We start from the raw sequence: 21,233 nt of genomic DNA on the forward strand, positions 1-21,233 counted from the left end.
CCAGTGTTGAATGACAGCTTTTGGAAGTGATGAATTGGCGCAATCGACCCATAAGCGACGTCACATCTGTGTTTGATTCTGTCTGCTTCAGGATGATCAGTGCCATTTATCGCAGGTCGGTTGTCAGAAAAGTCCATTCGCAGGAAGAGTTTTATTAAATTCCCCTTTCACGTTTGTCGACAAGCGTTTAAAAGGCGTTCAAGATAAATCCAAAAGATTAATGATATTCATCTTAATGGCTAGGCGAGTCAACTCGATATCACTGGCAACGCCAAGTTTTCGCTTGATCATATAATGGCTGTTCGATACGGTTTTTGGACTGATGTTGAGTGTTTGAGCAATAGCATCTGTTGACCGAGCATCGACTAACATACGCAGAATATCGAATTCTCGTACCGTTAATTCTTGCAGCGCGATACTATCGCCGCCTAATTTTTCCAGGGCCAAGGCTTGCGCAATGTCGGCACTCAACGTAATTCGCCCTGCATAGACATCATGGATAGCCCGAATTAAAACATCCGGCGCACTGCTCTTGGTGACATAGCCCAGCGCACCCGCCCGAGTTGCCTGAACAGCAAAGCTTGGATTCTGGTACATACTGAATACCAGGATCTTCGCATCCGGGCGTCGTTGTTTAATACGCACAATAGCCTCCAGCCCCCCTTGGCCGGGCATCGAAATATCCATAACGACTATATCTGGGTTGCAATCCTTAAAGCGTGAATAGGCTTCTGCTCCATCAGCTGCTTCAGCAACCACTTCCATTCCTGATTGCTTCTCCAATAGTGAGCGATAGCCTTCACGAACAATGGCATGATCATCGACCAGCAAAATTCTGATACTTTCCGAGCCTGTCATGTTTGTGTCTCTGAAAGGGATTGAACCGGAAGCCATATATGGACGGCAAGTCCGCTGGGGTTACCAGTATTTAATGTCAACCGTCCGCCGATTGCGGTTACTCGTTCACGTATACCGAGCAGACCAATCCCGGGGCTGTCTTCAAACGGCAGTTTATTGGCCTTACCATTATCTTCGATACTAAGTTCAATGGTTGTTATTGAATTATTCGCAGATACTGCTCGGAGTGTTACTTTCGCATTCGTAGCGGCTGAGTGTTTGGACACATTGGTCAGACATTCCTGAACAATCCGAAAAATAGTAACGGGAATAGGTTCGGGTAACCGGTCAAGGTCGTCATGAACAGCAAGGCTATAATGAATCTTGCCGCCACTGCTGGCATTCCAGCCAGCCACCAGGCTTTTTAAACTGACAGTAAGGCCCAGTTCATCAATGTCAGAAGGGCGTAAGCGCAATAATAATCCACGTATCGATTTCATCATATGATGGACAATTCGACTGATTTTTTCCCTTCCGGAACCAGTTCCGGGCATTCATTTTCTGCGGTTTGTGAAATGGAAGCTGCGACCGCGTTGATCGCAGCTAGGCATTGACCGAACTCATCATGCAGCTCTCGGGCCAGGTAACGGCGCTCTTCTTCCTGAATATTCATCAGCTTTAAGGCTAATTTCTTACGCTCGGAAAGGAGTTGTTCCAGACTTGCCGCCAGTTGATTGATGGCCTTCCCGGTTCGCTGCCATTCATCTAACTCGAAAACGGGTAGCCGAAATGACAATTCACCCTTTTCCATTTTCTCCAAGCCTGTAACGATCACCTGTGCCGGTCGTAAAACTCGACTTATCGTAAAATAAACCAGCAAGCAAAGCGCCAAAGTGGTACTGGCAGACAGCCCCATTAAGCCACGGATATTTTGCCAGGCGCTTGCTATTCCCATCTCAGCGCTGGGTGCAACCATTACTGAACCATGAATCCGCCCCTTGAATTCCACTGGTCGCACTACCTCCAAGCCGGGATGGAAAGCCCATTGGTAAAAGCTTGCAAACCAAATAGGCCAGCTTCGTGACGTTATTTTTGCGCCATTGCAAATGTTGCGCCTGAGGCTGTCAATCGTTGATAAGTAACTGATACAAACGCCGGATGCAGTACTGGTCTCTTTCCATAAATTAAAATCAGGGAAACGTTCCGGTTGAGCAAAACCTGCATCGATATGCACCAATTGAAGCTCCAGTTGCTTATCGATTGACTCAGCCGTTACTTGTGTCTCAAGAATAGCTTGCTGATCGGCCTGATACAGCACATAGGCTGTCGTTGCAACCAGGCAAGTGCCAGCAATAAGGACAATCCGTGATAGCAGGTGAAATTTTAGATTCATGGCAAGCGCAAGCCTTCTGTTAAATGCTTTGCTGACGATTCAGCAGCGGAAAATATACATTTTTTGATCATTTTAAGATTGAATTCCAGGGCAGGAATAGAGATCGCAGGAAGGCCGGGCAAATTGCCCGGCTTTCACGGGCAAATATCAGGTTACGGACTTACACATACTCGCTACTCTACTAGCCACCAAAAAATGAATACGATGAAACAATAAATGATGGTGTTACCGATGACATTTTTTCAACAAGATACCGTGTTATTTAATTATGAACCCTAGAAACAATGCAGGATTACGTCTCCTGTTTGGTGTATTTTTATGTCTGTTCAGTGTTGGCGTATTTGCTGAAACAAGCATCGCCATATTGGATTTTGAATTAAAAGATTTAACTCTGGCACCTGGAATACCTGCTGAAATCGAAAGGACGACGGGCATAAAGGCCATGCTCGAAGGTGAATTAAAAAGAGCGGGCTATAAAATCATTGCTGTTGATTTGGATACTCAACGTGAGGCTAACGGCGGTTTTGGGTATCTTTTTGACCACAGCGACATTGCCGCAGAACTGGCGAAAAAAGCCGGAGCTGAGTATATATTGGTGGGCAGACTGCATAAACCAAGCTTCTTATTCGCTTATATTATGGGACATTTAGTCAGGGTTAGTGACGGCCAATTAATCGGTAATTACATTTCAGAGACAAAAGGCGGTGATAAAAAATTAACCTTAAAAGGCGTCGAAAGTCTTGCCGATAAAATCGACAACGATTTAGATAAAATCTATACGCCGCCGCCTCCTTCTACTAGGACAGTTGGTATCTCCAAAACCTCTGCGGGGGCAGACATGTCATCCCAGAAGCCGCAGACCCTTAACAACCACATAGAAAATGGAGATACCAGATGAGAATGTATTTGATAGCTTTAATGCTTATTTTTTCGAAGATTCCGCATTAGCTCAGGATAAAATTGATCGCATGAGCGCCGTTACCATGGAATCGTTTATCCCGGATACGGTTAAGTGGAATGACGAGCCGATACTCCCTAATGGTGCCAAAAGCGTCATTCTAGTTGGTGACCCAAGCAAAGCGGGGGTTTTTATCGCTTTGCTGAAATTTCCATCTAATTATCCAATCCCACCACACATACACCCATTTACAGAAGTAATTACAGTCCTGCGGGGCAAACTAGGCAATGGCATGGGTAAAACATTTGACACAAAAAAGGGCGAGATGCTTAACGTAGGTTCAAGCTTTGTGTTACCCGCTGGACACACTCACTATGTTTGGACCACTGATGAGGAAACAATCGTCGAACTAATCGCTACTGGGCCATGGGATATTATTTATACGAATCCGACCGATGATCCACGCAAAAAATAAATAGCGGGAAATGGAATTATGAACTCCAGTAGGATTTTAATGACAGCTTTCGGATTTACTGCCGCCACATGTTCAAATATTTGAATGTCGCTGAGTGGCCGATCCAAGCCCGGTGGGCACGGCTTTTTGTGCCCACGCGGGTTGCAATGGTGGGCAAATTTGCCCACCCTACATCTGTTAAAAGCACTTAACCGGACGATCAAAAATTCCGATATTGGCCGATCCCAAGCATTCAAAACCTGGCAGGGTTTGAATCGGAACCGATGGCGGCGTTGCGATCGAGCGGCTAGGCCGCTCGAAAGCGTCCGGATTCGAAAGGACTATCAATACTCCAAGCGCACCGAGCCCATGAAGGTGCGCGGCGTGCCCCAAAAGTTGCGGTCGGCCCGGCCGGTTTCGAAATATTCCTTGTCCAGCAGATTGTCCGCGTTGATTTGCGTGGTCAGCTTGGTTTTGCCGATATGGGTTTCGTAGCCGATCAGCGCATTGAATATCGCGTAACCCGGCAGCTGGAAGTTGTTTTCGTTCGAGCCTTGTCGCTGCGAGCGGGCGACGACGCCGGCGCCGAACTTCAGCCCTTTCAACGCGCCGTCCTGCAAGGTATAGGTATTCCACAGGCTGCCGCCATGCGCCGGGACGTTGGCCAATCGATGGCCTTCATCGACGCCGCCGTTGCTGACGATTTCAGAGTCGATGTAGGAATAAACTCCGATCACCTTCCAGCCCGGCAGTACCTCGCCGGTCAAATCCAATTCGTAGCCGCGATTGCGAGCCTTGCCGACCGCTTCGAAAAAGGGAATTGGCGATCGGCGTGGCGATGTTTTGTTTGGTGATTTCGAAATAGGCGGCGGTCAGATTGAGTTTGCCGTCCAGCCATTCCTTCTTGAAGCCGGCCTCCCATTGCTCCGAGGTTTGCGGTTTGATTTTGGCTCCACCGCTGGCATAAACCCCAATGTTCGGCGCGCCGAAGCCTTGCACGTAGTTGCCGTAGACGCTGAGCGACGGGATGGGCTGCCAGAGCAAGCCGACCCGCGGCGTGACTTTATCCTCGTGATTGGTGTCCTTGATGCCGCTGCCGAAAGCGCCGAAGTCTTGCCACGAGTTGGCATTGTCGTAGCGCATCCCTAGCAGTAAATGTACGTCGTACGGTAGCTTGATCTGGTCCTGCAAATACAGGCCGAACCATTCGAAGCCCAAATTGCCGACCGCGTCCAGCCGCGAAAGCAAGCCGAGATTGCCCGAATAGACCGGGTTATAGATGTCGATGTCCGGTACCGCTTGCGGCGACGGCCAAGCGAAGGTATTTTCGAACGTAAAATAATCGCCGCCGATCATGAACGTGTGCGCCAACATACCGGTCTTGAACTTGCCGGTCAGATCGACGTTGGTGTTGTAGGTCGTACCCAAATTGTCGCGGTTGCCGAAGTTCGTCCGGTGCAGCGTGCGGTTGTCGTCCGCCAACCCGGCCGGCGCGCCGGGCAGATTTTCATTATCTTCGGTGAAATCGGCGAAGAAGCGGTGGCGGAAGGTCCATTGGTCGTTGAAGGCATGGCTCCAGTCCACGCCGAACAGAATGTCGTCGCTGACCGCGCGGATATTGGGTTCGCTTAAATTGCGATTGCGCGGCAGATCGGCCGGGCGATTGCCGATACGCGGCGGGCCGCCGACGTCCGGCGCGGTGTCGTTGTGCAAATAATCGACATAGAAAGTCGCCTGGGTGCGGTCGCTGATGTCCCAATGCACGGTCGGCGCGAAGTAAACCCGCTCGCCTTCGATAAAGTCGCGAAACGAGCCTTTGTTTTCGTAGGCCAGATTGGCGCGATACTGTACCGATTTGTCGGCGTTCACCGGGCCGGTGGCGTCTATCGTGGTTCGATAAAAACGGTAGGAGCCGAATTGCTGTTGCAACGAATAATAGGGTGTCGCCAACGGCGTTTTCGGCACCATGTTGACCATGCCGCCCGGCTCGATGCGGCCGTACAGTATCGAGGCCGGACCTTTCAAGACTTCCACCCGTTCCAAGCCGGCGGCATCGCGCAGGCCGCCCTGGGTCCAGCCGGTCTCCAGCCGCACGCCGTTGTAATACGGGTTGAAATCGACGAAGCCGCGTACGATAAACGAGTCGGTGGTGCCGCCGTTGCCGGGGCTGGCAAACACACCGCTGACGTTTTTCAATGCATCGTCCAGACGGGTGATTTGCTGGTCGTTGATCACCGATTTCGGCACCACTTTCACCGACATCGGCAATTCCATCACCGGCGTATCGGTTTTGGTCGCGGTCGTCGCGCTGCGGGTTTGGTAGGCGGTGTTGTAAGGATCGTTGGTATCGTATTCGGTATTACCGACCACCGTGATCGCCGGCATCGTGGTATGGGCATCGCTGCCGGTGTCGATGCGCTTGATCGCGACCGTGTCGCTCGACGTGAAGGTGTGAGTCAGACCGCTACCCGCCAATAGTCTGCTCACCGCTTGCTGAACCGTCAAGTCGCCCGACAACGCGGCACTGGTTTTACCTTTTACCGCGTCTTCGGCATAGAACACGTGTATGCCGGTCCGGCTCCGCAGGCTTTCCAGCGCCGATGCCAGCGGTTGCGCGGGAATATCGAAGCTAAAACTTTTCTCTTGCGCGGACGCGGTCAGCGCGCCGGCGGCCAACGCGCAGATCATCAGGGGTTTGGATAGTGAGTGCATAATCCCTCCTTTGGTTATTTTTGCTTCACTACCCGTTAAGAGGGAATTTGCCGCCGACAACCGCCACTTTTTCGAAAAAAATCTCGCGGTCGATAAGGACGCGGGTTGTCCGGAATGTTTGGGCAATCCAAGGTTGTATGCCCTTCGACTCCGCTCAGGGAACGGCCCTTTGGCTCCGCTCAGGGAGCGGCCCGACAGCTTTCCCCGCCAACGCGAACGGAATCTGCCGGTTGGCTTATCTATCGGACGGTGTGCGGATAAGGATGCCGCTGGCGGGGTGCGTCAAGTTGTCGGTTCTGCCTATCGCTCGCGCGAGAAAACCGCCTAGCGATCCAACACGATCACGCCGGACGCTGCTTGCCGGATCTTGATCGGCAAGGCCGCCGCGATGACCTTCAGGGCTCCGGTCAAATCGGTGCTGGGAAAATCGCCGCTGACCTTCAGGTCGCGCAAGGCCGGATCGGCGAGTTGCAAGTCCACCGCGTGGTAGCGGCTCAATTGCTCCAAGACCTCGGTCAGCGGCGCGTTGCGAAACACCAGTAAATTCTTTTGCCAGGCCATCACCGCGTCGGCATCGAACGCTGTCGGTGCGCCCAAACTGCCGCGCGCGTCGAAATGAATTTGGCTGCCGGCCGGCAGGCGCTCGTTTAGCGTGCTGCTGACGGTGGCGACTTCGATTTCGCCTTCCATCACGCTGACAGTGGTGCCGTCGCGGCCTTGGTAGACGTTAAAACGGGTGCCGATGTCGCGAATGCGGCCCGAGGGGGCGAGCACTTCGAAGGGCTTGGCCGGATCGTGTTTGACGTCGAATACAGCCTCGCCGCGCTCCAGGGTGACTTGCCGAGTCTGCCAAGCGTAATTCACTCGTAGACGGCTATCGGTATTCAATTCGACCCGCGAACCGTCGGCCAACGCAACCGACAGGCGTTGACCCTTGCCGGTGCGGTATTCGGCCGAATTCAGCCTGTTCCAAGTTAGCGGTGGCGTGGCGACCAGCAACGCTGCCAACGCCAGGCCGCGCAAACGCCGGTTTCGCGCGCGCCGGATTTGGTATTGCGCTTCGCGAAATTGGGCGCGGGCGTTCGTCAAGTTCACATCGGCGGGCTGGCCTTCGGATGGCGCGAAGTTCCGCCAAACGGCGGCGGCATGGCGATAAGCCGGAAGATGACGGGGATCGGCGTCCAGCCAAGCCTGGAAAGCGCGCTGTTCCGTGTTTGAACCGGCGCCGTCCAGGCGTTTTAACACCCAGTGGCTGGCTTGTTCGGCAATATCGGGATCGGTTGGTTTGATCATGGCGGCGGTGAAACGCGACTGAGGACTACGATGGCGATTTGTAAAACCCGCCAGTCATTTTCGCGGCTGATCCAAGCGGGCGCAGCAATGCGCCAAGGCCTTGGCGCAGTAACGTTCGACCGTGCGGCGCGGCAGATTGAAGGCCTTGGCGATATCGGCCTGGGGAATGCCGTCGATGCGGTGCAGTAAAAAGCAGGTTCGGACAATTTCCGGCAAATCCTGCAGCGCTTGCAGGCTGAATTGGTAGCTTTGCTGGCTTTCGGCCACCGTTTCCGGTAACGGTAGCGGACACGCATAATTGTCGTACTCAGCGTTTTCGTGGTCGATCAATTCCAGCGACGGCCGGCGGAATTGATCGGCGCTGAGATTCGACGTGATCTTGAACAAATAGGCGCGAGGGTTGTTCACCGCCGGCAAATCGGCATGTTGCAGCAAGCGCAAAAAAGCATCCTGCACCAAGTCTTCGGCATTGTCGTAATTGCCTTTGCGCTCGGCGAACGCCAGCAATTCCTCGCGGTGGCGGCGAAACAGTTTGTCCAGCAGGTGATTGATCGTCATAGGCAAGGGTTCGCGGTCAATTCGATTTCGATGATCCGGTGCCGGCAACGTTTTTTAGGTGGTTAGCACCCGAAGGCTTAAATCCGACATTCCGGCGACGGTTAATTCAGCATAACGCATTCGGCCGTCGAAGCGCATCTGGTTTGGATTGGTGGTTGTGCCTGTGTCAGGAAGGCGCCTCGCTGCGTATCGAGGGTGAAGCGGCGAATGGGGATATCATCTCTTGGAGAATTCGATCGGTTGAGGTTCAGTTTGAGGAGACCAAATGGTCGGGGGCGCGACGGCTTAAAGTGGCTGAGCCGGCAGAGGGTTGATTTAGATTGGAAGACGCTGTGCGGGATTGGCGTGCAAGTCGGCGCGGACGGGCAAGCCCGACCGCGCCGATTGCTCCATGTAAGCCGAGTTGCCTAATATTCGATCCGCACGGAGCCCATAAACGTTCTAGGCGCGCCATAGGTGCCCACGCCGTAAGTATTGAGACCTTGCAGATAGGTTTTATCCAACAAATTGTCCGCGTTGATCTGCGCTGTCACCCGCGTTTGTCCGACCTTCCAGGCCTGGCTGGCCATCAGATTGAGCGTGGCGTACCCTGGCGTTTTCTGGGTTTCGTCATATCCGAGAAACCGCTGACCAACCGCTTGTACGCCCGCGCCTATCTTCAGACCTTGCAGAATTGCCTGTTGAAACTCGTAGGTGGTCCAAAGATTGCCGCTGTTTTCCGGGGCGTTGTGCAAGCGTTTGCCGACATATTGAGTATGAATCGGATCTTCCACCGTTTGCGCGAACGGCATATAAGCATAGGCCGCCATGATCTTCCAGCCCGGCAGAATCTCGCCGCTGATGTCCAGTTCCAAACCGCGACTTTCCGCTTTCCCTATCAATTGCGACGGCGAACCGGGCGGAAAATCTTGGAAAGACAAGTTGTACTTCTTCAAATCGAAATAGGTCAGGGTAGTGATCAAGCGGCCGTCGAATAACTCGGTTTTGACCCCGGCTTCCCATTGCGCGGCGGTTTGCGGCGCCAACACTCGGCCTTGTGCGTTCAGACCGTTGGGTGCGCCAAAGTTTTCGGTGTAACTACCGAACAGCGACAATTCCGGTATTGGCTGCCAAAGCACGCCACCGCGCGGCGATACGCGGTCGTTGCTTTGTTTTTCGACGAACGGAGCCTGAACGCTGGGGAAAAATTGCGGGATCGCGCCGTAGTCGGCGTAAGTGTCGGTGTCGGCATTGTCGTAGCGTAGACCGCCCAGCAGATGCACGTGGTAGGGCAGTTCCACTTGGTCTTGAGCGTAAAAGCCGAACCAGGGGTTGTCGTATTCGAAGGTATTAAAGGCCGTTCTTTGCGGTGGAAAGTTGGACACCGTCATGCCCGGCATTTGGTAACGGTGGATGGGCTGGTAGGCATTACTGCTCTCGAATCCCGGCATCCACGCAAACACCGGTCCCATGGTGGCTCTGGCGTCGGTCTTCAAATAATCGCTACCGATCAGCAACGTGTGTTTGGCGAAGCCGGTTTCGAACTTGCCGGTCAACTCCAGCGAGTTGAAGTAATTGTTGTAGTAGTCTCCGCCATCGAAATTTTGTTCGAATCCCCACCGCCCAAAATTGCCGCTGGCGTCGGCTGAACCGGCCGCGGCGACATTGCGCGAAGTGACTTCCGCGAAGCTGGCGTTAAAGCGGTGGCGGAGGGTCCAGTTCTCGTTGAAAACGTGTTCGGTATTCGCCGAGAACATCACGTACTGATCTTCGCTGTAAGCCCAGGGATCGTTGAAATTGCGGCTTCTAGGCACTTTTCCCAGCAAGTTGTATGGAACCGGATTGTCCGCATTGGTTTTGATATCGCTGTATTCCAATTTAAACGTGGACGTGGTTTTGTCCGAGATGCGCCAGCGCAGCATCGGTGCCGCGAATATGCGTTCGCCGCCGCCCCATTGGGCGATGGCGTCGTTCGCTTGGTAAGCAAAATTGACGCGGTAAGCCAAGTCTTTATTGGCGGTTAACGGGCCGGTCGCATCAATATCGGTGCGAAAATGGCCGTAAGAACCGAATTGTTGGCGGACGCTGTAGTACGGGGTATCCAACGGCTGCTTGGTGACGAAGTTGATGATGCCGCCGGGTTCGGAGCGACCGAACAGTATCGAGCCTGGACCTTTTAATACTTCGACGCGGTCGATATTGGCTAAATCGACCGTATGATGCCAGCCGTTGATAAATGGAAAACCGTCCCGATAGTAGGTGGAGCCGCCGCCGCCGTTGGAACCGCTGGATGACGTGGAGCTAAAGCCGCGTACGTAAAACTCGCGATCGTTGCCGTCGCCGCTGACGACGCCGCTGACGTTTCTGAGAGCCTGATCCAAGGTCACGACTTGCTGATCTTTCAAGACTTGCTGCGGGACTACCTTGACCGACATCGGCGTGTGCATGATAGGCGTGTCGGTTTTGGTGGCCGTGGACGCGTTCGGCAGGCTGTAGGCGGGGTTGTAAGGGTCGGTCGAGTCGTAAGTCGCCTGTCCGAGCACCGTCACCGCCGGCATCGTCGCGGCGCCGGACGGCAGCGGTTTTTCGGCGGCTTTTTCCAGCGTGATGCTGCCGCTGTCGGTTTGTCGGGCGGTGAGGCCGCTACCGCTGAGCAAGCGTTGCAGTGCGGCGGATGGCGTGTAGCGGCCTTTCAAGCCATCGCTAACAAGACCGCGTACCAGTTCGGCACCGAACAGGACGCGCTGGCCGCTGATTTCGGAAAATCGTAGCAGCGCATCGGACAATGAGCCGGCGCCAATATCGAAATTCATCGTCTGTTGGCTGATGCCGCTGTCCGGGGCGGCCGTGCCGACAGCCGGCACGGTCACTAACAAACTGCCGCATAGTGCCGCGATTGCCGCAAGCAACGGCGAAAGTTCGACGCGACGCGGGTTGCCGATGTTTGAGTCCTTACGAGCATGTTTCATCTGATCTCCTGATTATCCGAATTGGAAACGCCCGCCGCGCGCTGCCGTGCGGCGAACTTGGAGATAAGACGAAACGACGGCGGGGGAGTATCTACTCGCCGGGTAAACTTTTTGCGCGAGTTGCGGCGGACTAACGGGCGGACAGCAAAACCAGGTGGGAACCCAAGGTGCGGACGCGTACCGGCAGGCTTTGTTCGATGGCTTGCAGGGCCAGATCGGTATCGCCGATCCCGAATACGCCGGTGATCGGTAGGTTCTCGATGGCCGAATCGGTAATCAGGATTTTGCCGGGCCGATAGCGCTCCAGCTCGGCGACCACCGTCGCCAGCGGTTGTTCCTGAAACACGATCCGCTGCTGGCGCCAGGTGGCGATGCGTGACGGGTTGACGGTCTCGGCGCGACCTAAAACGCGGCTGTCGAATTGAATTTGCTCGGCTTCGTTCAATCGTTCCAAGGTCTTGCCGTCCGCGTTGCTGACTTTGACCGCGTGCTCGAGCACGGTGACTCTCACCCGGTCGTCGTCGCGCAGGACATCGAAAGCGGTGCCCAGCGCCTGCACCGTGCCGGCGCCGGTGTCGACCACGAACGGTCGCGCGGGATCGGCGGCAACCTGAAAAAACGCTTCGCCGCGATGCAGGCTGACCCGGCGTTGTTTAGCCGAAAAATCGACCGACAGCGCGCTACCTGTGTTCAACATCACGCTGGAGCCGTCGGCCAACTGAACTTGGCGCTGGCCGCCGACCGCCGATCGGTAATCGGCCCAATAGCCGGATGCGCGCAAATGGAGCGCCGCCACCGCCAACAATAGCGATGCCGCCAGCGCCAGACTCGCGCGATGGCGGCGGACTGGCGGCCCGCGCCGCAGCGCGGTCGCGCGCGACCGTTCTTGGGCGGCTGCCGGCGCCGGTGGCGCGGCCAGCTCCAGGTCGGCGGCGCTCACTGTGTCCAGTCCGAGCCAGAACGCGTTGACGTCGCGCCACGCCGCCCGGTGCTGCTCGCTGGCGGCCAGCCAAGTCTCGAATGCTCGGCGTTGCTGGTTGCTCAGCAAATCGGAGCTTAGAGTGGCTTGCCAGGCTATCGCCTCGCGTTCGGCACGCGCGGAAAATGTTTCGGACGGGGCTTTGTTCATCGGCCGGCCACCGGCGACATCCGCCGGGAAATAATTGGGCAAACCGAGCGGTCAGCGGCGTTACGCATCGTGACGCTCCCGCTCGGACAGTTCCAGTTCGCGCATGCGTCGGCGGCAATGTTCCAGCGCTTTGTTGATATGTTTCAACACCGTACTTTCTGCAATGTTCAATTCGCGCATGATTTGCGAGTAGGGATAATGGTGAAACTTATGCAGCACAAACACCTCCCGGCATTTGGGCGGCAATTCGGAGACCGCTTGCTGCAAATGCAGCAGTTTCTGCCGGCTGTAGACTTGGCGTTCCAGGTCGGGCGTCGCGTCGGCGTGTTCCGCCAGTTCTTCCTCGGCGGCGTGCCGCTCCGCCTCGCGCTGATGTTTACGCAAATGATCGATCGCCAAATTGCCGACCACTTTGTACAAAAAAGCTCGCGGATTGGCGATCTGACTTTCCGATTCGAACTGCGTCAAACGAAAAAAAGCATCCTGCAAGATGTCGGCCGCGGTCTCCGGACAACGAACCCGAGGCGCCAGAAACCCCAGCAACTCGTCGCGGTGACGCTGAATCAGGTCGTTGGCAAAATCCGGTGAGAAGCGATACATCGTCCGATTGAGTGGAAGTCCTTTTTCATTAGACCACGGCCGGCGGACTGGCGACAATATCGGCCGGGGCTCGCTCGCGATGATGCCGACTAAGTCGTACGTCTATTACAACCCTGTCAAACAGGGCGGGGCAGTCTCGGGTAATCGACGGTTTTATCGGTGGATGATGCTTCGCTTATCCGCCTTGCGGCCCTAGGGGAAGCCTCGATAGAAACCGGGGAGCGCCAGGGTTTTGCGCATGTCGGTTCAATTGATCTGTCTGCGAGTTATAAATAGCGGCATAATGAGTTCGAATAAAACCTCAGGATCAATATGTGGTTTTTAAGCCGCTAATACGGAAACCATTATTCGCCTCACTCTTATATTAAAAACAATGAAAACGCCTATATTTCTAAGTTATCCAAATCCTTTTAATCAAGCACAACAAGATTTCATTGAGAGGCTAGTAAACTATTTGCACAACAACGAATTGGAACCGAGAACGTTGGGCGTTACCGACTACGATATGGAGTCCCCGCTGAGAGCGATTCGTAGAATTATGATGGAGTCGAATGGCATCATCACCATTGCTTTTCGGCGTAGTAAAATCTTGACAGGTGTATTTAAACCTGGGTCGGAGGCGGAAAAATCATTGGGTGAGACTTGGTTAACCAGCCCGTATTCACATATCGAACCGGCGATGGCTTTTCAGATAGGTTTGCCGGTTTTAATTCTTAGAGAACATGGGGTTTTTGCCGACGGAATTCTAGAAAAAGGCATATTGGGGTCCTACATGCCTGAGTTTAATTTGGATTTGCCGGCGAAGGATTATCTTCTCACTGACGAATGGAAACAAATATTCAAAAAATGGACGGGTTATGTTGCTAGCGTTGTCGAAAATAAAGGGAATCCTCCAAAGCTGTATTAACGGATGATGGCTTAAACTAAGAAGTATTCTAAAGATTACACTCCGAAGGCGACAATATTCCGATTTTACGAAATGGCTATTTATTACCTAGCCAGATAATATTGTCGGGGTTTGCCGAGCGGCGCATCGGGGTTTGTGGCGCGATTTATCCTGGTTCCCAAGCTCCGGCTTGGGAGCACAACGCTTGGACGCTTTCGCTTTTCATGGAGTTGGGACGCTGGCCATTGCCCTACAATTTTGCACCTTACGGCCTTGTCGCTCAAAACAGCCATTTTCAGATGTTCCAACAGCAAAAACAGAGTCGAAGTGTAATAGTAAAATAAAAAAATTAATAACTCATTTGTTTCATTGAACGCACCTCATTAGTAGATGATTTACACAGCTGTATATTCCCGTCAGTAGTAAAGGCTCAATTGGCTGGTGCGTGTGCTAATACATACCGGAAATTAAGGCTTTCCGAAGTGTAAGAATGTATCTTACAATAGCCTCTCGTAAACCGGCTAGGAGAACAACATGGCGCAAGCACGAACCCAAACTGTTAGCCTCGGCGAGCACTGGAATAGCCTGATTGAGTCGTTGCTAGAGAGTGGACGTTATGCAAGCGTAAGTGAAATTATGCGCGATTCCTTACGTTTGCTTGAAGAGCGAGAAGCTAACTCAAAACTGCAATCTTTACGCACAGCCCTAATTGAAGGCGAAGAGAGTGGTGATGCTGGCGAATTACATATGGAAACAATTAAACTGGAAGCAAAAAAGGAAGCCGGTTTAACCTGAAATGCGAAAAATCCATCTTCAGGTCCTCGCGAAACAGGACCTAAAATGTATTTGGCTATACTCATTTAATAACTGGGGAGATGAGCAGGCGGATTGCTATTTTGATGAATTAAATGCTTCATTCGTTTTAATCGCTAAAAATCCGGAATTGGGTATTGCCTGTGATTACATACGTGAAGGATATAGGCAATTTCACATCAATCGCCATTTGGTTTTTTACCGTATTACAGCAACCAAAATTCACATTGTACGGGTACTTCATGACAGAATGAATTACACAGCGCATTTATAAAAATTCAGTCGAACGTATGCATTGCATACCATTTCCCGACGCAAACATATCCAGCCGCAGCAATAAGGTACGTTATGCGTACCAAGTTATTCGCTGACCCCTGCTTCTCCGAATGTCATCCATTTTCAGACTGGACGAGGCCATTAATTAAAACGGTTCTGCCGCGAGCTTGCGCGTCGGAAGCTTACGGCAAAAAGCCGGTCTGGTAAGGCTTTTTGCCGGTCGCGCAACGCAAATAGCCTTGTGGTTGAACCTGTTCAGCCTTGAACCAGAACCAAAATGCCCGGAGCTCGAAGAGGTTTGGGTTAAGCGTGAGCTGAAGCGCCTGACGGTCGCAGCTAAAAGCCATGATCTCCTGGCAAATAGGCGCGACTTCGCAGCTGTACCGGTTTGCGGATTGGGCAAATCAGCTCTCGCTTAAGGCTTTTCTGCTTGCGCGAGTCGCTAAAAGCCAAGGCTGTGAGGCGAAAAGCCTTAGCTTCTAGCCGCTACCGGCTTGCGGTTAACGCGAGCAAGTATGGCTGGGCAAGGCATTCAGCGCGTAAGTTGAATACATGGACTCCTCTCCCCAACTAGAGGTGTCATTAAGTCGGAAACATTATTTTGGGCAATCTTGCCTTGCAATTGGCGAGGAGCCTATATTTGGGGTGATGCACGAACCCCAACACGACAACCTTTGAGCCGCCAGCCATATATGAAAGCGAGTCATTTCGACCAATAAAGCCATCGGCAACCAACAAAGGCCAAACCGGTCAAAATGTTGGGATTCGTTACCTTACCCCAACTTACCGAGTTAACGGGCGGTTTGACTGAAGTATGGGCGACCAAAAATTTGGGGAGCGTAGATTGGGATGACGATAGGAACCCCAACACGACAACCATTGAGCCACCAACCAAACATAAAAGCGAGACATTGAGCCAACAAAACAGCCAATGATTTGTAAAGTTCAAGTCGTTAAAAATGTTGGGGTTCGTTACTTCACCCCAACGGCCCATAAATTAAAACTCGACCTTGACAGAGCCTATAAATGTTCTTGGCGCCCCAGGATTCACAAAAAACTGATTGCCAGAACTTGCGGCGTAATACTCATGATCAAGTAGATTTTCAACATTTAATTGCAATGTGGTTTTGGATTTTTGAGTAAATGGCAATTGATATTTAATCATTGCGTCTAATCTTCCCCAGCCAGGTAATTGGTAGGTGTTAGCATTGTTGCCTTGTTTTTGGCTTTGGAAGTATGCCCCAGCACCAACACTTAACCCACGTAACTCATCTTGCGTGAAATCATATTTAGCCCATAAGCTGCCTGCATTTCTAGGAACATTCCATAATTGATTACCCTGATTACTTGTTGCTTTTACTATGGATGTTTCAGTATATGCATAGCTACCAATCAGACTTAAATTGTCAGTAATTCGACCACTAATATCAATCTCGACACCTTCGCTTCGTGTTTTTCCAGTTGGCTCATAAAAATTAGTAGGAAAAAGTCTGTAGGCTTGATTTTGTTTTGTTAATTGAAAAAATGAAACGCTTGAACTTAATCTATTGTCGAAGAAAGAGTTTTTGAATCCGACTTCATATTGTTCGCCAGTTTCAGGTGGAAGCACATTTCCATTTGGCCCTATACGGCTACTTAAGTTTCCGATAGATTCAACGTAATTTCCATATAAAGATAACCAATCCCAAGGTTGGTAAACTAAGCCAACTTTTGGGCTAAAACGCTGGTTATCTAATTGACCTTTTTTGATGCCTCAAGCGCCAAATCCATAGAGGAAGTTGAAAATCCAGATGAAGAGGAAATCCAGTCGTATCGACCGCCACCTAAGATATGGAGTTTGTCCAGAATTGTGATTTGATCTTGAAAATATACACCATTCCAATTAATTGGTTGATTTAAATACCCATTTACTGATGGAGGTGTTATTGGTGAATATATTGGGTTATAAATATTAATGCTATTGGCATTTCCAGATCTGGCTGTTAAGTTAGTTTCGATGCTGTAATAATCCCAGCCAATGAGAGCTTTATGTTTCAATCCCCAGGTTGAAAAATTTCCTGTTATGTCAACAGTTCCATTATATGCGTCGTCAGACGAATTCGATGAATAAAATGATCTACTAACAATACCATTCGCTTCACTTATGAAGCCATTAGGCGTGGTAGAAGGATCATTAGCATCTCTTTTCAAATAATTGAATTTAGCTTTAAGCTTCCAGTCATCGTTAAAATTATGTGATAGTGTTACACCAGAGTTATAAAGTTTAGTATTACTCTTGTCTGTAGATGGTTCTCCAAGATAAGTAGAAATAGGAATCTTTAATGGCCTGTGAGTTAGTGTGCTAGCTACGACGCCACTTTCATCTCTTGTATCCTCATCTGAATACATAAAATCAAAGTCTAACTGAGTACGATCGCTTATTTTCCACGTTAAAGAAGGCGCTACAAAAACTCGATCTGTAAATCCAAAATCCCTAAAAGAGTTTTTATTTAAATTCTCAAAGTTTATTCGGTACATCAATGAGCCATCATTGTTGATCGCCCCCGTAGCATCTCCTAATGTTTGATACAGGTCATATGAACCAAAACGTTGTTCTAATGAATAATACGGCGTTGCTTGAGGTCTTTTAGTTACCATGTTAATCATGCCGCCAGGCTCAATTCTTCCATAGAGATTCGCAGCAGCACCTTTCACAACTTCAATGTGGTCAATATTCGCGAGTGAAAGACGGCTGGCAGGGAACCTAAATCCATCATAGTAGTTAGAGAAATTGGTATTAAACCCTCTTATCATGAATTGTTCGGCAAATCCTCCTTGTGTTTGCCCCGGAAATACACCGCTAACATTTTTAATGGCGTCACCAACTTGAACCCCTTGTTGGTCATGTATTACCGCTTTGGGAACGACCTGGATGGCAATTGGAGTTTCCATGATCGGCGTATCAGTCTTAGTCGCTGTAGAAGCGTTTGGCAAACTGTAATCTGGATTATATGGATCAGTCGAATCATAAACCGCCTTCCCCACCACCTTCACCGCCGGCAAAGTCGCTGGATTGGCGTTGCTACTCGGCGCATCAACCGGCTTAACTTCCAACGTGACGGTATTGCCATTGCCAATCCGATAACCCAGCCCGGTACCTTTCAGCGCCTGGGTCAATGCTTCGTCAATAGACAATTGCCCGCTAACACCCGGCGAAGTCAAACCTTTAACCATTTCCTCTGTAAACACAAATTGCACGCCGCCTTGTTCGGCCAACGCATTCAGCGCGGCGTACAGAGGTTGTTTGGCGATATTGAAGCTGTGGGTGGCGGTACTTGCGCGACTGCCGGTGGCGCTATTGCCAACCTCGGTCGCTAACAACATCGTCGGTGCGATCAATGCCGCCAGGCCAAGGTACAAAGGGATTTTGCCTGATTTAAAGGCTAGTTGCGGCGTCAATGCCGCTGGGCGTTTGGAAAGGGTTTTAACGTTTTTCATCGGTAGGGTTCCTTGTTTTTGTAATGTCCGTTTAGATAACGCCCCTGCCCATGCAAAGACTCAAAAATTCTGCTGTGGCAAATTGTCGCGGCACTGCCGGATAGAGTGGCTGAGAAAAATACAGCCATTGTCTTGCATTTAATTGGCTACATATTCTTGTTTTGGTGTATTGTTTTCAAAAGTCATACACATGGAGATTGCGATGCGTACCAATATCATGATCGATGAAACATTGATGGCCGATGTTTTAAGCCTGACGGGCTTAAAAACCAAACGCGAGGCGGTTGAGCTGGGTTTAAAAACCTTGCTGATGTTAAAGCAGCAAGAAGCCATCAAAGCCTTCAAAGGTCAATTAAAATGGGAAGGCGATTTAGAACAAATGCGCGCTGACCGATGATTTTGGTCGATTCCAGCGTCTGGATCGATTATTTCAACGGCACAGAAACGCTGGCAACCCTAAAGCTGGATGGTTTGCTGGGTGTGCAGCCTGTCTGCACTGGCGATTTGATTCTGGCGGAAGTGTTGCAAGGGTTTCGGCAAGATGAGGATTATCAAGCGGCAAAAAAATTACTGTGTGCCTTGCCGGTACATGCCCTGTTAGGAACGGCAATGAGTTTAAAAGCCGCCGATAATTTCAGACATCTGCGTAAACAAGGCATTACCATTCGAAAAACCATCGATACCATCATTGCAACTTACTGTATCGAAAACCAGATGCCGTTGTTGCATTCGGACAAGGATTTTCAAGCTTTTCAACAATTCTTGGGTCTACAGGTGGTGTGAGATGCGGTTTAAGGAAGCTACGACAAGCGTTCGCCGACGTTGCCGATGAACTGGAAATTGCATGATGGGCGGGATTTCTGCAGCCAGTCTTATTTGGCTTACTATGAAAGTCACCGGACGCCGTCACTCAATCCGGTGTCGGAACGCTGTCAATAGCGGCTAAAGCCGTTCCCGTGCCACTGACTTTCGTTTACCGGGGCGATGCAGCTGTTTCATGATCGTCAGTTGTAATCTGTCGCCCTTGCAACACCACAATATGCCCGGCATGCAGTACTTGAACCGGTAGCGTGTTACCCAGTGCATTCAGCCAATCATCGATACGTTTGACGTCCATGGCGACGTGGATTTTGCGTTGCGCCAGTTCAGAATTCAGTAAAAACACATGGCCGGGGCGGTAACGGTTAATTTCGTCGACGACATCTTGCAACGGGACAAAATTCATCACTATCCGGCCTCTGCGCCAAGCGTCTGCTATCGACAAGTCGGTGGCTTGCACCGCGCCGAGTTGATCGTCGTTGAACGCGATATGCTCCCCCGGCTCGAGGATGACATTGCCCAGTAGCTGGCCTTGATGATTGGTTCGGGTGGTGCGTACCTTGCCTTCCAGCAAGGTAACATCGCCCGCCGCGTTGGCGTAACGCACCACAAAACGCGTGCCGAGCGCTTCGGTCGTGGCTTGGCCGCTGGTGACCCGGAAGGGGCGTTGGCTGTCGTGCGCGACCTCGAATTCCGCTTCGCCTCGCAGTAGCTGGACGCGGCGCTCGCCGGCGCTCATGTTGACGTCTAGCGCCGTATCGGTGTTCAGATGGACGGTGCTGCCGTCGCTCAATTGAACGGTGCGCTGTTCGCCCACCAGCGTTCGATAGTCGGCCCAAGGATGGGACAGCCAATTGACGCAATAGCCGCCGCAGACCGCCCAAACCAGACTGGCCGCGACGGCCAGCCCGCCACCGAGAGATCCCGCCCGCCGGAACATCCGCCGGCGCGGCGGCATTTTGGCGTCCGGTGTGCGCGGGCACGGCGCGATGGCCGTGGCGCTTGGCTGGGCGTCCACCGCGCCAATAGCTTGCGGCAGCAGGCGCGCCAGGCGTTGCATTTTACGGTCGGCGGCGGCGTGCTGCGGGTCGCGGGCCAACCAGATTCGATACTCGGCCAGTTCCCGGTCGGTCATTTCGCCGGACAGTTGCCGAGCCAGCCAAACCACGGCTTCTCGTTCGATTGTTTCGCGGTTTGGGCGGTGGGTATCGGAGCTAGACATAGGCCTTACCTTGAGCGAAGTGGATACCCCAATAACGAACCAACCAACGTTGCGGCACATATTTTGGCGGCCGATTCATCACGCCTCGTCCTCGTCGTCCAGCCCCGCGCGCAAATGGTCCAGGATTTTCACCATCTCTTTCTCGACCAGACTGCGGGAAATACCCAGGTGGGCGCCGACTTCGGCGTAGGTCAAGCCTTCCAGCCGATTCAGCCGCAGGATTTGCGCGCAACGCGGCGGTAGTTGCGCCAATAGCGCCTGGACCCGTTGAATTTCCTCGCAGAACATCGCGACGTGGTCCGGCGCGGCCGTCACGTCTTCTTCGCCGGCGTCGCCGCAAAACCGTTCCAATAACTCGGCGTGGCGGCTTTCGGCGCGGATGTGGTCTATCGACAGATTGCCGGCCACTCGATACAGCCAGGCACGAACCTCGCCTTCGGTTTGCGGCGGCGGTTTCAGGTGCGGCAGGCGCAAATACACTTCTTGCAGCAGCTCGGCGGCGGTATCCGGGCAGTGCACGCGCCGAACCAGAAATTGCTGGAGTTGCGGTCGCGCGCAGAAGTAGATCCCGCTAATGTCGTCTATCGATAAGGCCATGTGGGGCAACAGTGTTCAAATTCCGTAGGGACGGCGGTTCGTTTCCGGAGGGGCCGCGACGGTGATCGGGCGAGCCGAGCGGTATAGGCCAAGTCGCGCTCTTGCTGGATTGTGCAAAATGCGCCGCGACTGGTTTAGCGTTGGCCGGCCCGATCGGCCATGCCGGTCAAGTTTCAGGTGTCCTATTGGATCAAACGAATCGGCGCCACGCAATCCACATTTTTTTCGGAGAATGAGTCGTTTGCTGGCGGCTAGGCGCGAGCGTTTCGACGGTCGGCGGCCGGTTTTCGGACTATAGTAGATTGGTTAGCCGATCGGTGG

General features: G+C 52.2%; 20 protein-coding genes and 1 pseudogene. 7 read left to right on the forward strand and 14 right to left on the reverse strand.

What is annotated here, in order from left to right; all coding sequences use genetic code 11:
* Positions 1-198: 198 nt before the first annotated feature.
* Genes ACP4CD_RS20700 through ACP4CD_RS20710 form a run of 3 tightly spaced genes read right to left on the reverse strand, consistent with a single transcriptional unit; the run spans position 199 to position 2,230 of the window.
* On the reverse strand, positions 199-858 hold the full coding sequence (locus ACP4CD_RS20700; RefSeq protein ID WP_426992403.1) for a response regulator: 660 nt from the start codon (positions 856-858) through the stop codon (positions 199-201).
* Complete coding sequence (locus ACP4CD_RS20705) at positions 855-1,340, reverse strand: sensor histidine kinase (RefSeq protein WP_426992404.1); 486 nt, start codon at positions 1,338-1,340, stop codon at positions 855-857. Before ACP4CD_RS20705 ends, ACP4CD_RS20700 begins: the two co-directional genes overlap by 4 nt.
* The gene (locus tag ACP4CD_RS20710) at positions 1,337-2,230 is read right to left on the reverse strand and encodes a histidine kinase (protein ID WP_426992406.1); all 894 of its coding nucleotides are present in this window, start codon (positions 2,228-2,230) and stop codon (positions 1,337-1,339) included. The genes ACP4CD_RS20705 and ACP4CD_RS20710 overlap by 4 nt, the downstream gene beginning before the upstream one ends.
* Before the next feature lie 268 nt (positions 2,231-2,498).
* Here ACP4CD_RS20710 and ACP4CD_RS20715 point away from each other — a divergent pair, with 268 nt between their 5' ends.
* Positions 2,499-3,128, forward strand: coding sequence for a DUF2380 domain-containing protein (locus ACP4CD_RS20715; protein WP_082885498.1), 630 nt, complete (start codon positions 2,499-2,501; stop codon positions 3,126-3,128).
* The gene (locus ACP4CD_RS20720; protein ID WP_426992408.1) at positions 3,112-3,603 is read left to right on the forward strand and encodes a cupin domain-containing protein; all 492 of its coding nucleotides are present in this window, start codon (positions 3,112-3,114) and stop codon (positions 3,601-3,603) included. The genes ACP4CD_RS20715 and ACP4CD_RS20720 overlap by 17 nt, the downstream gene beginning before the upstream one ends.
* 323 nt (positions 3,604-3,926) lie before the next feature.
* Here ACP4CD_RS20720 and ACP4CD_RS20725 read toward each other — a convergent pair.
* The 6 genes and pseudogenes from ACP4CD_RS20725 to ACP4CD_RS20750 all read right to left on the reverse strand — a co-directional run bounded on the left by ACP4CD_RS20725 (position 3,927) and on the right by ACP4CD_RS20750 (position 12,822).
* Positions 3,927-6,294 (reverse strand): annotated as a pseudogene (locus tag ACP4CD_RS20725) (TonB-dependent siderophore receptor).
* 324 nt (positions 6,295-6,618) lie between these two features.
* A complete protein-coding gene (locus ACP4CD_RS20730) occupies positions 6,619-7,587 on the reverse strand; it encodes a FecR family protein (RefSeq protein ID WP_426992409.1) in 969 nt (322 codons plus the stop codon).
* Between the two features lie 54 nt (positions 7,588-7,641).
* Positions 7,642-8,145 (reverse strand): RNA polymerase sigma factor, encoded by a 504-nt coding sequence (locus ACP4CD_RS20735; RefSeq protein WP_426992410.1) that lies wholly within the window; start codon positions 8,143-8,145, stop codon positions 7,642-7,644.
* Positions 8,146-8,552: 407 nt separating this feature from the next.
* Positions 8,553-11,093 carry a TonB-dependent siderophore receptor gene (locus ACP4CD_RS20740; RefSeq protein WP_426992411.1) on the reverse strand — a complete coding sequence of 847 codons (2,541 nt, stop codon included), beginning with the start codon at positions 11,091-11,093 and terminating at the stop codon, positions 8,553-8,555.
* Between the two features lie 130 nt (positions 11,094-11,223).
* Positions 11,224-12,222, reverse strand: a complete 999-nt coding sequence (locus ACP4CD_RS20745) for a FecR family protein (RefSeq protein WP_426992412.1) — start codon at positions 12,220-12,222, stop codon at positions 11,224-11,226.
* 60 nt (positions 12,223-12,282) lie between these two features.
* Positions 12,283-12,822: an RNA polymerase sigma factor gene (locus ACP4CD_RS20750; RefSeq protein ID WP_071156132.1), complete on the reverse strand. Its 540-nt coding sequence runs from the start codon at positions 12,820-12,822 to the stop codon at positions 12,283-12,285.
* 373 nt (positions 12,823-13,195) lie between these two features.
* Between ACP4CD_RS20750 and ACP4CD_RS20755 the strand changes: the two genes are divergently transcribed.
* From ACP4CD_RS20755 to ACP4CD_RS20765, 3 genes are all read left to right on the forward strand, one after another.
* Positions 13,196-13,729 carry a hypothetical protein gene (locus ACP4CD_RS20755; RefSeq protein ID WP_071156130.1) on the forward strand — a complete coding sequence of 178 codons (534 nt, stop codon included), beginning with the start codon at positions 13,196-13,198 and terminating at the stop codon, positions 13,727-13,729.
* 513 nt (positions 13,730-14,242) lie between these two features.
* On the forward strand, positions 14,243-14,503 hold the full coding sequence (locus ACP4CD_RS20760; RefSeq protein ID WP_071156128.1) for a type II toxin-antitoxin system ParD family antitoxin: 261 nt from the start codon (positions 14,243-14,245) through the stop codon (positions 14,501-14,503).
* A 1-nt stretch (position 14,504) separates the two neighbouring features.
* Positions 14,505-14,795 (forward strand): type II toxin-antitoxin system RelE/ParE family toxin, encoded by a 291-nt coding sequence (locus ACP4CD_RS20765; protein WP_071156126.1) that lies wholly within the window; start codon positions 14,505-14,507, stop codon positions 14,793-14,795.
* Positions 14,796-14,979: 184 nt separating this feature from the next.
* Here the strand turns inward: ACP4CD_RS20765 and ACP4CD_RS20770 are convergent, their stop codons facing one another.
* The 3 genes from ACP4CD_RS20770 to ACP4CD_RS20780 all read right to left on the reverse strand — a co-directional run bounded on the left by ACP4CD_RS20770 (position 14,980) and on the right by ACP4CD_RS20780 (position 18,274).
* Complete coding sequence (locus ACP4CD_RS20770) at positions 14,980-15,144, reverse strand: hypothetical protein (protein WP_168033238.1); 165 nt, start codon at positions 15,142-15,144, stop codon at positions 14,980-14,982.
* Between the two features lie 650 nt (positions 15,145-15,794).
* Entirely contained in the window at positions 15,795-16,547 is a 753-nt protein-coding gene (locus tag ACP4CD_RS20775; protein WP_426994719.1) for a TonB-dependent siderophore receptor, read from the reverse strand.
* The gene (locus ACP4CD_RS20780; RefSeq protein WP_426992413.1) at positions 16,529-18,274 is read right to left on the reverse strand and encodes a TonB-dependent siderophore receptor; all 1,746 of its coding nucleotides are present in this window, start codon (positions 18,272-18,274) and stop codon (positions 16,529-16,531) included. Before ACP4CD_RS20780 ends, ACP4CD_RS20775 begins: the two co-directional genes overlap by 19 nt.
* Before the next feature lie 202 nt (positions 18,275-18,476).
* Here ACP4CD_RS20780 and ACP4CD_RS20785 point away from each other — a divergent pair, with 202 nt between their 5' ends.
* Both ACP4CD_RS20785 and vapC read left to right on the forward strand, forming a co-directional pair.
* A complete protein-coding gene (locus tag ACP4CD_RS20785; protein WP_064025563.1) occupies positions 18,477-18,671 on the forward strand; it encodes a type II toxin-antitoxin system VapB family antitoxin in 195 nt (64 codons plus the stop codon).
* On the forward strand, positions 18,668-19,057 hold the full coding sequence (gene vapC / locus ACP4CD_RS20790) for a type II toxin-antitoxin system VapC family toxin (protein WP_064025561.1): 390 nt from the start codon (positions 18,668-18,670) through the stop codon (positions 19,055-19,057). The genes ACP4CD_RS20785 and vapC overlap by 4 nt, the downstream gene beginning before the upstream one ends.
* 190 nt (positions 19,058-19,247) lie before the next feature.
* On the opposite strand, the gene ACP4CD_RS20795 is transcribed toward vapC, so the two are convergent.
* Entirely contained in the window at positions 19,248-20,315 is a 1,068-nt protein-coding gene (locus ACP4CD_RS20795; RefSeq protein WP_426992414.1) for a FecR family protein, read from the reverse strand.
* A gap of 78 nt (positions 20,316-20,393) precedes the next feature.
* Positions 20,394-20,912: an RNA polymerase sigma factor gene (locus ACP4CD_RS20800; protein ID WP_426992416.1), complete on the reverse strand. Its 519-nt coding sequence runs from the start codon at positions 20,910-20,912 to the stop codon at positions 20,394-20,396.
* Positions 20,913-21,233: the final 321 nt, after the last annotated feature.

This window comes from Methylomonas stagni (assembly GCF_050154735.1).
Classification (GTDB): Bacteria; Pseudomonadota; Gammaproteobacteria; order Methylococcales; family Methylomonadaceae; genus Methylomonas; species Methylomonas koyamae_A.